The 11,996-nt window shown below is 72.6% G+C and carries 15 protein-coding genes and 1 tRNA gene; 5 read left to right on the top strand and 11 right to left on the bottom strand.

What is annotated here, in order from left to right; translation table 11 throughout:
- The first annotated feature begins 19 nt into the window (after positions 1-19).
- Complete coding sequence (locus tag ACWG52_RS01070) at positions 20-979, top strand: LysR family transcriptional regulator (RefSeq protein WP_389802769.1); 960 nt, start codon at positions 20-22, stop codon at positions 977-979.
- A gap of 38 nt (positions 980-1,017) precedes the next feature.
- Here ACWG52_RS01070 and ACWG52_RS01065 read toward each other — a convergent pair whose 3' ends face one another.
- From ACWG52_RS01065 to ACWG52_RS01050, 4 genes are all read right to left on the bottom strand, one after another.
- Positions 1,018-1,848, bottom strand: a complete 831-nt coding sequence (locus ACWG52_RS01065; protein ID WP_161295465.1) for a class I SAM-dependent methyltransferase — start codon at positions 1,846-1,848, stop codon at positions 1,018-1,020.
- A gap of 96 nt (positions 1,849-1,944) precedes the next feature.
- Positions 1,945-2,175: an antitoxin MazE7 gene (locus ACWG52_RS01060; protein WP_389802772.1), complete on the bottom strand. Its 231-nt coding sequence runs from the start codon at positions 2,173-2,175 to the stop codon at positions 1,945-1,947.
- 106 nt (positions 2,176-2,281) lie between these two features.
- Positions 2,282-2,737 carry a hypothetical protein gene (locus ACWG52_RS01055; RefSeq protein ID WP_389802774.1) on the bottom strand — a complete coding sequence of 152 codons (456 nt, stop codon included), beginning with the start codon at positions 2,735-2,737 and terminating at the stop codon, positions 2,282-2,284.
- A gap of 82 nt (positions 2,738-2,819) precedes the next feature.
- Positions 2,820-2,963, bottom strand: a complete 144-nt coding sequence (locus ACWG52_RS01050; protein ID WP_389802777.1) for a hypothetical protein — start codon at positions 2,961-2,963, stop codon at positions 2,820-2,822.
- A 210-nt stretch (positions 2,964-3,173) separates the two neighbouring features.
- On the opposite strand from ACWG52_RS01050, the gene ACWG52_RS01045 reads away from it, so the two are divergent.
- Positions 3,174-3,593: a barstar family protein gene (locus tag ACWG52_RS01045; protein WP_389802780.1), complete on the top strand. Its 420-nt coding sequence runs from the start codon at positions 3,174-3,176 to the stop codon at positions 3,591-3,593.
- 33 nt (positions 3,594-3,626) lie between these two features.
- Here the strand turns inward: ACWG52_RS01045 and ACWG52_RS01040 are convergent, their stop codons facing one another.
- The 5 genes from ACWG52_RS01040 to ACWG52_RS01020 all read right to left on the bottom strand — a co-directional run bounded on the left by ACWG52_RS01040 (position 3,627) and on the right by ACWG52_RS01020 (position 7,633).
- Complete coding sequence (locus ACWG52_RS01040) at positions 3,627-4,856, bottom strand: serine hydrolase domain-containing protein (RefSeq protein WP_453127488.1); 1,230 nt, start codon at positions 4,854-4,856, stop codon at positions 3,627-3,629.
- Positions 4,857-4,947: 91 nt separating this feature from the next.
- Positions 4,948-6,198: a mannosyltransferase family protein gene (locus tag ACWG52_RS01035; RefSeq protein WP_453127487.1), complete on the bottom strand. Its 1,251-nt coding sequence runs from the start codon at positions 6,196-6,198 to the stop codon at positions 4,948-4,950.
- Positions 6,199-6,312: 114 nt separating this feature from the next.
- Positions 6,313-6,759, bottom strand: a complete 447-nt coding sequence (locus tag ACWG52_RS01030; RefSeq protein WP_389802788.1) for a hypothetical protein — start codon at positions 6,757-6,759, stop codon at positions 6,313-6,315.
- A complete protein-coding gene (locus tag ACWG52_RS01025; RefSeq protein ID WP_033216727.1) occupies positions 6,752-7,249 on the bottom strand; it encodes a SigE family RNA polymerase sigma factor in 498 nt (165 codons plus the stop codon). Before ACWG52_RS01025 ends, ACWG52_RS01030 begins: the two co-directional genes overlap by 8 nt.
- Before the next feature lie 310 nt (positions 7,250-7,559).
- Positions 7,560-7,633, bottom strand: a tRNA-Met gene (locus ACWG52_RS01020).
- Between the two features lie 288 nt (positions 7,634-7,921).
- On the opposite strand from ACWG52_RS01020, the gene ACWG52_RS01015 reads away from it, so the two are divergent.
- Entirely contained in the window at positions 7,922-8,125 is a 204-nt protein-coding gene (locus ACWG52_RS01015; RefSeq protein WP_030384970.1) for a cold-shock protein, read from the top strand.
- Positions 8,126-8,337: 212 nt separating this feature from the next.
- On the opposite strand, the gene ACWG52_RS01010 is transcribed toward ACWG52_RS01015, so the two are convergent.
- Positions 8,338-9,651: an MFS transporter gene (locus ACWG52_RS01010; RefSeq protein WP_453127485.1), complete on the bottom strand. Its 1,314-nt coding sequence runs from the start codon at positions 9,649-9,651 to the stop codon at positions 8,338-8,340.
- A gap of 50 nt (positions 9,652-9,701) precedes the next feature.
- On the opposite strand from ACWG52_RS01010, the gene ACWG52_RS01005 reads away from it, so the two are divergent.
- Entirely contained in the window at positions 9,702-10,094 is a 393-nt protein-coding gene (locus tag ACWG52_RS01005; RefSeq protein WP_030721810.1) for a MerR family transcriptional regulator, read from the top strand.
- Positions 10,095-10,175: 81 nt separating this feature from the next.
- On the opposite strand, the gene ACWG52_RS01000 is transcribed toward ACWG52_RS01005, so the two are convergent.
- On the bottom strand, positions 10,176-10,814 hold the full coding sequence (locus ACWG52_RS01000) for a response regulator (protein ID WP_453129106.1): 639 nt from the start codon (positions 10,812-10,814) through the stop codon (positions 10,176-10,178).
- 184 nt (positions 10,815-10,998) lie between these two features.
- Between ACWG52_RS01000 and ACWG52_RS00995 the strand changes: the two genes are divergently transcribed.
- Complete coding sequence (locus tag ACWG52_RS00995) at positions 10,999-11,991, top strand: ATP-binding cassette domain-containing protein (RefSeq protein ID WP_389802797.1); 993 nt, start codon at positions 10,999-11,001, stop codon at positions 11,989-11,991.
- Positions 11,992-11,996: the final 5 nt, after the last annotated feature.

The raw sequence follows: 11,996 nt of genomic DNA, 5'->3' as shown, positions 1-11,996 counted from the left end.
CGACTCGTACGCTGCCCGGATGCAGCTGGAGTTGAGGCATCTGCAAGCCGTCTGCCGGATCGCGGAGGCGGGCAGCCTGGGGGGCGCGGCGCGGCGGCTCGGAGTGTCCCAACCCGCACTCTCCGCCCAGCTGCGCCGCATCGAACGGGTCACCGGGGGCGAGCTCTTCGTACGGGGTCGCAGCGGGGTGGAACCCACCGCACTGGGCCAGTTCGTGCTGGCCAAGGCGCGTCGCGTACTCAGCGAGATGGACGCACTGGGAGCGCAGGCACGCGCCATCTCGACCGGCGGTCCGCTCCGGCTGGGCTGCATCATGCTCGTCCTGCTCGACGGCCTCCTCGCCCAGACCGACCTGTCCATGTCAGGCCGGGAGATAGCCGTGGACCTGGAGGATTCGGTCACCGTGCTGGCGCGGTTGCTCGGCGCCGGACGCTACGACGCCATCGTGTACGGGGAGGTCAACGGCCACGAGGTACCGCTGCCCGAAGGAGCCCTGGCCAGGACGCTGATCCCCAAGGAACCGTTCTGCATCCGGCTGTCCGCGCGGCACCCACTCGCGGGCCGGGACCGCATCGAACTGGCCGACCTGGCCGGGGAGTCGTGGATGACCTTGGTGGAGGACGACGACGGTGGCCCCGAGGCGCTCGTCACCGCGTGCGAGAAGGCCGGATTCAGCCCCTCACTGCGCTACCGCATCACCGACCGCAAGATGCAGCACGACCTGATCGCCGCCGGGCGCGCGGTGGCGCTCAGCCAGCCGACGGCCCCGTCGGGGGAGGGCACGGTGATGCGCCCGCTCGTCGGCACCCCCATCATCGGCCGTATCCGTCTCGCCTGGAGCCGCGCGGCGCTCTCGGCCGGGCAGGCGGAACTGCTCTACCGGGCCGCGGCCCGCGCCTACCTGGCGAACGTGGACAACAACCCCTTCCACAAGGAGTGGTGGGACGCCCATCCGGAGGTGCACCCGGTCCTCGACTGACCGGTGGGGCGGGGCGGCGTAGCGCGCGGGGCGGGCGGTCAGCTCCGGCGGTGGGCGGTCAGCAGCAGGTACTCCCACTCCATGACCCCGTCCACCGTGTGCTCGGCGGCGAGGGCGTCGAGCGCCGCGTCCAGCTCGGCGACCCGGTCCGGATCGTCGGCGACGGCGCGGTAGACGGCGACGGTGGGTCCGTAGCAGGCCTTGAAGAACTCCCGGAAGTCCGTGGGACCCGTGAAGCGGTCCACGCGGACCGTCCGGCGGCTCGCGTCCACATCGGTGACCGCGTCGCCGAGCAACTCGTGCACGTGCTCCTCGTCCCCCCACAGCGGGGGCGGCTGGGCCCCGGGCGGCGGCGGGGGCGCGTACGGCTTCATCGTGGCGAACATCCGACCCACGAAGCCCTGCGGGGTCCAGTTGATCAGCCCGACCGTGCCGCCGGCGCGGCAGACGCGCAGCATCTCCTCGGCGGCGGGCCGGTGGTGCGGGGCGAACATGATGCCCACGCAGGACATCACGACATCGAACTCGCCGTCGGCGAAGGGCAGGTGCTCGGCGTCCGCCTCCCGCCACTCCAACGTGGCGCCGCGTACCGTGGCCAGGTGTCGGCCGATCTCCAGCAGTTCGGGAGTGAGGTCGGACGCCACCACGTCGGCCCCGGCCAGGGCGGCCGGAATGGCGGCGTTGCCCGAGCCCGCGGCGATGTCGAGCACCCGGTCGCCGCGCTGGACGCCGCACTCCTTCACGAGCACGGCCCCCAGCTGCGGAATGACGTGGGAGGCCACCGACTGGTAGTCGCCCAGCGCCCACATCGCGCGGTGCCGGGCCTTCAGGGTGCGGTCCACCTGGGCCGCGTCGCTCGCCTCGGTCATGACAGCCGTCCTCCAGCGCTCGGGGCAGCCCCTTCTCCGAGGATAGGTACGTTTCACGGACCCGGCCCGTCGGCGGCCCCACGGGCCCGCACCGGATCAGTCGCGGGACGCCGGGCGGCCGAAATCGCGGGCGAAACCCTCACGGAAGCCGGGACGCTCCAGCGCCCGCTCGAAGGCGCGCGCGGCCCGGGCGAGCGCGGCCTCGTTCTCCTGGGCGGTGGCGAGTTCGGCGAGGTACGCGCGCAGGCTCAGTCCGCGGTTCGCGGCGAGCACGGCGAGGCGGTCGCGCACATCGGTGTCGACCTCGACGGTGGTGGTGTCGGCCATGCTCCGAGTATGCGCGCCCGGTGACCGGCCGGGGGCCCGTTCGGGGCAGGCGTGCTGCCTGCGGGGACCGGGCCCCGGTGCGGTCGGCGCGGTTCGGGGGCGGGGCTCAGGGGCGGACGCGGCCGGAGAGCCAGGGCGTGAGCGAGAGGCCTCCCACGCTCTCCCGGTACGTCTCGTCGCCGGGCAGGGGCACCGAGAGCCAGTAGCCCGGCGGGAAGAAGCGGCCCTTCACGAAGGCCAGGCCGCCGAGGACGGACCTCAGGAACGCGGGGACGGAGTCCCGGGGAACGTCGTGGAACTCCACCCCGTCGACCGTGATCGTCGCGTCGTCCTCGGGGAAGAGCCGCACGCTGACGGCGGGGCTGCCGGCCAGCTCGACGAACGCCTCGTGGGGCAGGGATCCGTCGGGGTCGACGACGGTGAACGGGGCCGCGGAGGTCCGCCGCGACGTCTGATCGGCGCCGATGTCGTGGGTGACGGTCATGGCCGACCGGTACTCGGCCGCGACGGCACGAATCGCGGCGACGGCCGACTCGGTGGTCGGCAGGGAGGGATGCGTCATGATCCAGATCATGCCGCACGGCCTCCACGCACCAAGGCCGCCGACCCGATGTCACGGGGCTCGACCCCGCGCCCGGTCGGTCTCAGCCCTGCGCGAAGGCGGCGAGCAAGGTGTCGGTCCGGAGCTCCAGTTCGGCCGTGGCGATCCCGCGGACGGTCACGGAGACCTCCTCCCCACCGACCGACCGGGCGAGCCGTACCTCGACCGCGAGGCTGTCGCCCACCAAGCGGTCCGGCGACCTCTGCCATGGCTCCCCCCTCGATGCCCGGCCGGACAGCCTGTCAGGGGCCGTGCCCCGGCTCTGCGGCCGGTGGAGGAAGATCGACGTACGTGCAGGCCGCCGCTGCGGCTCGCCGCGGTTTCCGGTACCGGCGGAGGGGGAGGTGAGGGCGTGCGCATCGCGCCCTGGGTACATGTGGTTCCGGAGCAAGGGGCCGTGCCTGTCGACCTGTTGCTGTCCATGACCGGCACGACGTACGTGGTGCGCCTCGACGGACGGGAGATGGGGGACACCGACGCGGTCTTCACACACTTCTACGACAGGCTGAAGCTGCCGGACTACTTCGGGTGGAACTGGAACGCCCTCTTCGACTGTCTGCGCGATCTGCACTGGCTGCCCGCGGAGCACTACGTACTCGTCATCGAGGCCGCGGACGAGATCCTGCCGGGCGATCCCGCCGGGCAACAGCGGCTGTTCGGGACCCTGGTGCGGGCCGGCCGGCGGTGGTCCCGCACCAGGCGGTCCGACGGCGTCGATCTCAGCAGGCTCGTGATCGTCATGTCCTGTGCGGCGGCATCCGTTCCGGACCTGCGGGAACACCTACGGGCCTGCTGGGACGCGGAGGGGGACGGCTGATCCTCGGCGCCCGAGTCCGACTCGACGCGGTGGTCATCCCGCCAGGGAGTTCTTCGGCGTGAGGACCGCGGCGATACGGCCGGCGATGGTCTGCGCCGTGTTGGTCTCGGGGCCCTTGGGGCCGACCGTCGTGGACACCGCGATCGCCAGGCGCTCGCTCGGGAGGTACGCCTGGATGGCCGCGTATCCCGCGAAGGACGGGTTCGACTGGATCCAGCCGTTCTGGACGATCACGCCGTAGCCGAAGTGGCGGGCCGGGAGCTGGCGGAAGCAGTCCTTGGGCGCGCAGCCCGGGGTGTTGCCGCCCAGGCCCACCGTGCCCGGGTCGAGCTGGACCTTGAAACTCTGCGGCGAGAGGAGTTCACCCGTACCCACGACCCCGGCCGAGCGGGCCAGGTCGCAGATGTGGGTGTTCAGGACCGCGCCGGGAGCCGTGGTCCAGGAGGGATTCCAGTAGGTGGACTCCTCGTACTTGCCGCGCTCCGCGTCGAAGGAGTGCAGGACGGGCTCCTCGATCTGGGGCGTGAAGCTGTTGCGGGTGTTGTCCAGTCCGGCGGGCCCCGTGATCTGCCGCTCCATCACCTCGGCCAGCGGCATGCCGGAGATCTTCTCCAGGGCCTGCCCGAGGAGCACGAAGTTGGTGTGGGAGTAGCTCCAGCTCGTCCCGGGCTCGTACAGCAGGGGGTGGGCGGCGGAGATGCCCACGAGCTCGTCGGGGGTCCACTGGCGGAACGGGTTGGCGTACAGGGCGGCGAGGAACTTCGGGTCCGGCACGTAGTCGCGCAGGCCCGAGGTGGAGGCGCCGAGCATGCGCAGGGTGATCTCGTCGGCGTGCGGCGCGTCGGGGAGCCAGCGCGAGATCGGGTCGTGGAGGTCGGCCTTGCCGTCCTCCACGAGTTGCAGCATGGCGATGCCCATGTAGACGATGGCCACCGAACCGGCCCGGAAGTGCATGTCGGCCGTGGCCGGGACCCCGGTCATCGACTCGCCGAGAGCCACGGTGACGACCTCCCGCCCGTCGCGGGTGACCCGTAGCAGGACGGCGTTCAGGTCCAGCTCCTTCCGCGCCGCCTCGGCGATGTCCAGGATCTGCTTCGCCTCGCCGCCGGTGGGCTGGGGGGACGCGACGCACGACGCGGCCGCCGCGCCCGCCCGGGGCGCCGCCCACGCGCCGCCGGCCGGCAGGACCGTGCCGAGCAGAGCGGTGGCACACAGGAGCGCCGTCCGGGCCCGGCCCGGGTGCGCGGTCCTGACTCCGATCATGGCGATCTCCTGCCGCGAGGAGCCCCACGGGACAAGGCCCACCCTTCGATGGAACGCCCACCGTGCGAGAGGGGCCAGTCGGCGAGACGGCCTAACCCGCCCAGCGGCCCGTGAGGAAGGTGATGGCGACCGTGGTGGACAGGGGCGCCACGACGTAGAGGTAGGCGGTCCGGATCCGGGGGCGCTTCAGGCTCCAGGAGGCCAGGCCGATCCACAGCGGCCACCACAGGAGGGTGGAGCGGGGTATGGACGTGTACCAGTACGAGGTGCCCAGGGCCCACAGAGTGAGCGCGATGTACAGGGCTTCGGGCCAGCGGCGGCCCCGGACCAGCAGCGCCAGGAGTACGACACCGACCACCATGGCCAACAGCTCCGCCTGCCACATCAGCGCGTTGCCGGTGGGGTGGATGTGGTGGAAGGCGGCGTCCCAGGTGTTCGCCCAGGCGTCCCACGGCGCGTGGAAGTCCCGGTACCAGCCGCGTTCCTGGGAGTGCTTCCAGGCCATCCAGTCCCCGGTCCGGGTCTGGAGGTACCAGCTGTAGAGGGCCGGGGCGAGGGCGGGCAGGAGGAGCCACGGGGCCGAACGCCAGGCGGTGCGGCCGCGGGCCGTGAGGACGAAGTGGAGGGCGAGGGCGGCCGCGAGGAAGAGACCGGTGACGCGGACCGAGCAGGCGAGGCAGGCCAGTACCGCGGCCGCCGGCCAGTTCTGGCGCTGGGCCGCCAACCATGCGGGGAGGGCCAGGGCCAGGAAGAGTGCCTCGGTGTAGCCGGCGGCGAGGAACACGGCGCACGGCGAGAGCAGCAGGAAGGCCACCGCGCGGCGGCCCGTTTCGAGGTCGGCCAGGTGATGGTGGGCGATCCGGGCGAGGGCCAGGACGGCGACGCCTCCGGAGAGGAAGGAGATCAGCGCGCCGGCCGCGGCCCAGTCGGGGATCACGGTGTGGACGGCGCGCAGGACGAGGGGGAGGCCGGGCAGGAAGGCCTCGCGGTTGTCCCAGCCGGCCGTCCAGGGTCCGGCCTGGCCGGGGAAGTATCCGTCCTGGGCTATGTGGAGGTAGAACCACCAGTCCCATTGCTGCCAGGGCGAGAGCGACGAAGCCGGCTCACGGGCCGCGCCGTCGGCGGGGAACAGCCAGCCGACGGCGCCCGCGGTGGCCCAGATGCCGATCCGGGTCAGCAGGTACAGCCACAGCACCTCGCGCTCGCCCGGACCGAGGCGCAGGAACCCCGGGAGGGAGCGGCGGGGGCGGCGGGGGAGGAGATCGGTCTCGCGCACGGGCGGCCAGGTGGTGGGCGGCTCGGGAAGCTCGACCGGTCGCCGCTGGGGTGACGAAACAGACATATCGATATCTCCTGGCCGTCTGAGGGCGTGCGGAGTCACCGGCCCTGGTTCGGGCCGGTGTCCACGGGCGATGTGCTGCGGGGAGAGGGAGCGCGGGCCGGAGGGAGAGAGGGGTTACCGGTGCGACTGCGGGGAAGTCGGGGACATGCTCCGGGTCGCGGTGCCGGTGGGATCGGCCGGCGGCGCCGTCGTGTTGCCCGGCGGCATCATGCTGCCGAGCGGCGGGGGCGGCGTGGTGTTGCGCGGCGGCAGCGCCGAGTTGAGCGTCGGCGTCGTGGAGTGGGCCGGCGGAGGCGGTGCCGAGGTCGGGGACGGGGCCACGGGAGAAGGAGTGGTCGCCGGCAGGGTCGGCCCCGGGTCCTGCGGAAGGAAGGCGGACAGCGCCGCACCGGATCCGGCGAGGACCAGCAGGCAGGCGGCGGCGATACCGACGATGCGGTGCCGGCGGTGCCGTTCACCGCGCCGTTCGATGACGCCGACGGGCGGGGTCGTGCTCGCGGCCTGTCCGGCGGAGGCCGCCTCCCGGAACAGTGGCCGCAGCGGGTCGTGGGAGTCAGGCATCGGGGGCCTCCTCAATGCGGGGGTCCTGCAGATGGCGGGAGAGCGTGACCCGGCCCCGGGACAGGTGGGTCTTGACCGTGCTCGTGGACAGCGAGGTCTCGGCGGCGATCTGCTCGACCGTCAGATCGCACACGTAGTGCAGCGCCATGGTCCGGCGCTGCTTCAAGGGCAGTTGCCGCAGTGCCTCGACGAGGGCCACCGCCTCCGGCCCGGGCCCCTCCACGTGCCCGGCCGGAGCGGTCCGCTGCCAGGCGTCGGCGGTGCGCCGACGCCCGCGCCAGCGGCTGACGGCGAGCCGCCACGCGACCGTACGGATCCACGCCTCGGGCCGGCCGTCGCGGTCCAGCTGACGCCGGCGGCCCCATCCCCTGACGAAGGCCTCCTGCACCACGTCCTGCGCCTCGTGGTGGTCACCGAGCATCACGTAGAGCTGTCCTGTGAGCCGTCCTGCCGCTTGCGCGTAGAACTCCTCGAACTCCTCGATGGTCAAAAAATCGCTCCTGAATCCATGTGTCCCTCTCACCGGGCATACGCCCCCCGCACCCCATCCGGTCGACACCGGACGACAGATCGTCGTGTGAGTGCCGTCACACGGTGGGTGGGGTACTCATCGTCGCGGCGGCCAGGGCGAGGCGGGGTGGCGGCGCCGCCGGTCCACCGGGTGACGCGGACGCGGGGCCGCAGGGTCCCCCGATCCGGACGGACGCGGCGGGCCGGCGGATGCGCCGGGCCGCTCCAGGGGACGGGCCAGGCACAGCAGAAGGGCCCGGATCCATGAGGATCCGGGCCCTTCCTTGCAGTAGCGGGGACAGGATTTGAACCTGCGACCTCTGGGTTATGAGCCCAGCGAGCTACCGAGCTGCTCCACCCCGCGTCGGTAGACCTCACAGTACGGCATCCCGGGGGCGGTCCTCGACGCATTTACGTCCGGTCGCGCCCGGAGTGTGGGCGAAAGGGCTGAATCTCGCCCCGAAGGCGAGATCATTCCCCCTGGTGACAGTGCGTGCAGGCGTGTACCTTCACGGGTAGCTGTCGTGGTTCCAAGTGCCTTGCCCGTACCTCTCGGTGTGGGCAGTTTTGCTGTGTTGTGCCGTAGGACCAGGGCGATCACCTCCGTCTTCCACGCCGTGTGGAAGACGTACGTCAACGGGAAGGCATGAACATGGCTACGGGAACTGTGAAGTGGTTCAACTCGGAAAAGGGCTTCGGCTTCATCGCCCAGGACGGCGGCGGCCCGGACGTCTTCGCCCACTACTCGGCGATCAACGCCTCTGGCTACCGTGAGCTCCAGGAGGGTCAGGCCGTGACCTTCGACATCACGCAGGGCCAGAAGGGCCCGCAGGCGGAGAACATCACCCCCGCCTGATCCCGGACGACGGCCCGGCCTGACGGCCGGGCTCCGGAGAACCGTTTCCCCGCCCCGCCCCTTCGCTGAACGGGCCGCGGGGAAAGGACAGGGCCGTGCGGCATCGCCGCACGGCCCTGATCCGTCTCCCGACCTCCGGGCGGTGCCCGCGTGGAGCGCGGCGCGGACGCGGATGTGCCTTGACCGGCCCGGCGGCCGGCCGGCTGACGGGATCAGGTCGGCCGTGACACGGGCGCAGGGGTCCTGACGCGCCGCAGCCCCCGGACCCGGATCGCGGCACCGATCACGGCGAGCGCGACGGTCGCGAGCCCCGACGCGGCCAGCACCTGCCGGGGCCCGAGGAGCGCGATCAGCGGGCCGCCGAGCGCGGTGCCCACCGGCCCGGCGGTCAGCAGGGCGGCGCTGCGGGCGGCGAGGACCGTGGTCAGGGAGGCTGCCGGGGTGCGTTCCTGGAAGAGGGTGTAGGACAGCGCCGTGAACGGACCGTAGATCAGGCCGCCGAGGGTGAAGCAGGCCAGGGTGACGGCCGCCGGCGCGCCGAGCCCGAACGGTACGAGCGCCAGCCCCCACCCCGCGACGATCCCCAGGGTGACCGGCCAGAGCGGGAACCGCCGCAGGGCACCCGCCGCCAGACCGCCCAGCACCGCGCCCGCTCCGAACAGCGTCCAGTACAGCCCCAGCAGGCCCGCCCCGGCGTGCAGGTCGTCGGTGACGTGCAACGGGAGCGCCACCTCCGCCGGCCCGTAGAGGAAGTTGAAGAACCAGGTCAGGGCCAGCACACCGAGGAGTTCGGGCTGCTTGCGCAGCAGGCGCAGACCGGCTGCCGACCGGTCGGCGTCGACCGGCGCCGCCGGCGTCGCCTCCCCGTCCCGCTCGCCCTTCGCGCCCCTCCCGTCCCGCCCGGCCGCCGCACCGCGCAGCCGCCCGACCTGGGCGGCGAGCACGGCGAAGGACAGCGCGTCGAGGCCGATGAGCCACGCCGGACCGACCACCACCGCCAGGAATCCGGCCAGGGCGGGACCGACCACGATGGACGCCGAGACACTGGAACTGACCAGCGCGTTGGCGGCCAGCCGATGCTCGGGCGGAAGGATCTGCGCGAGCAGGGAGTACCTGCCCGCGTTGCCCCAGGCGTGCAGGACGGACGAGCCCGCGAGCAGGGCCACGTACAGCACTGGGTGCAGCACTCCCGCGGCCCAGGCCAGCGGCACGCAGCCGAGGAGCACCGCCCGGATCCGGCTGTCGGCCGCCAGCAGCCGCGCGGCGGGAAGCCGGCGCAGCCACCGCCCGAAGAGCAGAGCTCCGGCGGCCCCCGGAAGCGCGTACGCGGCGAGCGCGGCGCCCAGGAGCATCCCGGACTGCCCCGGGGGAGCGATCTCGATGGCCAGCCAGGCCACGGCGACGATGCTCATCCCGTCACCCAGGTCGGAGGCCGCCAACGCGGGCAGCAGCCGTCGGAAGTCGGCATGGGCGAACAGCGGCCGATAGGTTTGAGGGAGGAGGCGAGTTGTCCGTACGCGAGTCACCAGGTCAGACTCATGGTTCAAGCGCACTTGAAGTCAAGGGGGAGTGACGCGTGCGACAGGTCGGGATCGGTGAGCTCGCTCGGCAGGTGGGGATGAATCCCTCGGGCCTGCGCTACTACGAGAGCGTCGGCCTGCTGCCGCCCGCCGAACGGGCCGCCGGCCGGCGCGTCTACCCGGCCGGCACCGTGCGGCGGATCGCACTGATCAAGATGGCCCAGCGGGCCGGCTTCACCCTGGCCGAGATCCGCGGCCTGCTCGACGGCGACGCCGAGCGCGGCGCCACCCGGCAGTGGCGTGCCCTCGCCGAGAGCAAGCTCCCCGAGCTGGACCGGTTCATCGAGCAGACGCAGATCCTGCGGAACGCCGTGGCCGACTGTCTGGCCTGCGGATGCATGAACTTCGAGAAGTGCGCGCTGCTCTCCGCCGACGGACCCGGCGCCTGATCGACGCGCGGCAGGCGGCGCCCCGCCTGCCGCGGCGCCCCGTCCGCCCCGATCCGTCGGTGGGGCGATCCACGGGGCGATTCACGGGCCGGTCCGGCGGGCCTGTTCGACCACCCCCGCCTCGTGCGCGGCGATCGCCGCCTCCACCCGGTTCCGCACGCCGAGCTTCCCCAGGATCGCGCTGACGTGAGCCTTCACCGTCCCCTCGACCAGCCGTAGACGGGCGGCGATCTCGGCGTTGGACAACCCGATGCCGAGCAGCGCCAGGACGTCCTTCTCCCGCTCCGTCAGCCCTGCCACGGCGTGCCGCGCCGGAACGGCGCCGGTCGTCCGCCCGCCGCGCAGTCCGGCCACGACCCGGGCGGTGACCTTCGGAGAGAGGTACGCGCCACCCGCGGCCACCGCGTGCCCGCCCGCGAGCAGTTCCCGGGGGTCGTCCGCCTTGAGCAGGAAACCGCTGGCACCCTCAGGCAGGGCGCGATCGATGAACTCGTCCTCGCCGAAGGTGGTCAGCATGATCACCGCAGTGCCGGGCAGTTCGTGGTGGATCCGGGCGGCCGCCGTGATCCCGTCGAGCCGTGGCATCGGGATGTCGAGCAGCGCGACGGCGGGCCGCAGCCGGCGTACGGCGTCGAGGGCCTCGTGCCCGTCGGCCGCCTCGGCGACGACCTCGATCCCGGGATCCCTCGCCAGGATGGCCCGTACCCCGGCCCGCACCATCGCCTCGTCGTCCGCCAGCAGTACCTGCACCACCGGCGCAGTCTAACGGCGGGCGGTGGCACGGCCGTTCGTCGGGGGACCCCCGACGAAAGTAAGGCGTCCGATCGCCGACCTGCGAGCGATGTGTCCCGGCCCACGTGATTCCTACGGTCGTCGCAGCACCACCGACATCGGAGGGACACACGTGATCACCCTGCGCGGCCTGACCAAACGCCACGGCCGCACCGTCGCCGTGGACGAACTGACCCTGGACATCGAGGAAGGCCGGGTGACCGGCTTCCTCGGCCCCAACGGCGCCGGGAAATCGACCACCATGCGGATGATCCTCGGCCTGGACCGGCCCAGTGCCGGCCAGGCACTCAGCGACGGGAAACCGTACGAGGCACTGCGCCACCCGGTCCGCGAGGTCGGCTCCCTCCTCGACGCGAAAGCCCTGCACCCGGGTCGTTCGGCGCGCAGCCACCTGGTCGCCCAGGCCCGCAGCAACGGCATCCCCGTACGGCGGGTGGACGAGGTCCTGGAGACGGTGGACCTCGCCGCGGTGGCGCGCCGACGCGCCGGGGCGTTCTCGCTCGGCATGTACCAGCGGCTCGGCATCGCGGGCGCCCTCCTCGGCGATCCGCAGGTGCTGATCCTCGACGAGCCGGTCGACGGACTCGACCCGGACGGCGTGCGCTGGGTACGCGAACTCGTCCGTGCGCAGGCCGCGCAGGGCCGTACGGTCTTCCTCTCCAGCCACCTCATGAGCGAGATGCAGCTGACCGCCGACCGGCTCGTCGTCATCGGCAAGGGCCGGCTGCTGGCCGACACCCCCATCGCGGAGCTGCCCACCGCCGGTACCTCGGCCTCGGTACGGGTACGGACCGCCGAACCCGCCGCCCTGCGTGACCTGACCGACCGCCTCCTCGCTGCGTGCTGCGCCCCGTCGACTTCGCCGCCCTCCGGCCCGGCCAGGACCGGGTCGAGGTGGACCGGCTCCTTCCGGAGCGGCAGTTCCGGTACCTGCCGGACGCCGTCCGGGCGCTACCCGTACCCCCGGGCACCGACTGCGCCTACTACCGCTCGAACGGCAACCTCCTGGACCAGGTCGACCTCTACCGCCTCTGCTACGACGGGTCGCGCCTGGTCGCCAAGGACGTGCTGCCGGGGTGACCGATCGGGAAGCCCCGCGGGATGAGGCAT

It is taken from the genome of Streptomyces sp. CLCI03, assembly GCF_053615355.1.
Note: the sequence above shows the minus strand (reverse complement) of the source record. Positions and strands in the feature narration are given on the sequence as shown.

What these genes read in the sequence shown, in the direction of transcription:
- ACWG52_RS01070 (WP_389802769.1), top strand. Translation starts at nt 20, where the DNA reads ATGCAGCTGGAGTTGAGGCATCTGCAAGCCGTCTGCCGGATCGCGGAG.
- ACWG52_RS01065 (WP_161295465.1), bottom strand. Translation starts at nt 1,848, where the DNA reads ATGACCGAGGCGAGCGACGCGGCCCAGGTGGACCGCACCCTGAAGGCC.
- ACWG52_RS01060 (WP_389802772.1), bottom strand. Translation starts at nt 2,175, where the DNA reads ATGGCCGACACCACCACCGTCGAGGTCGACACCGATGTGCGCGACCGC.
- ACWG52_RS01055 (WP_389802774.1), bottom strand. Translation starts at nt 2,737, where the DNA reads ATGACGCATCCCTCCCTGCCGACCACCGAGTCGGCCGTCGCCGCGATT.
- ACWG52_RS01040 (WP_453127488.1), bottom strand. Translation starts at nt 4,856, where the DNA reads ATGATCGGAGTCAGGACCGCGCACCCGGGCCGGGCCCGGACGGCGCTC.
- ACWG52_RS01035 (WP_453127487.1), bottom strand. Translation starts at nt 6,198, where the DNA reads ATGTCTGTTTCGTCACCCCAGCGGCGACCGGTCGAGCTTCCCGAGCCG.
- ACWG52_RS01030 (WP_389802788.1), bottom strand. Translation starts at nt 6,759, where the DNA reads ATGCCTGACTCCCACGACCCGCTGCGGCCACTGTTCCGGGAGGCGGCC.
- ACWG52_RS01015 (WP_030384970.1), top strand. Translation starts at nt 7,922, where the DNA reads ATGGCTACGGGAACTGTGAAGTGGTTCAACTCGGAAAAGGGCTTCGGC.
- ACWG52_RS01000 (WP_453129106.1), bottom strand. Translation starts at nt 10,814, where the DNA reads ATGGTGCGGGCCGGGGTACGGGCCATCCTGGCGAGGGATCCCGGGATC.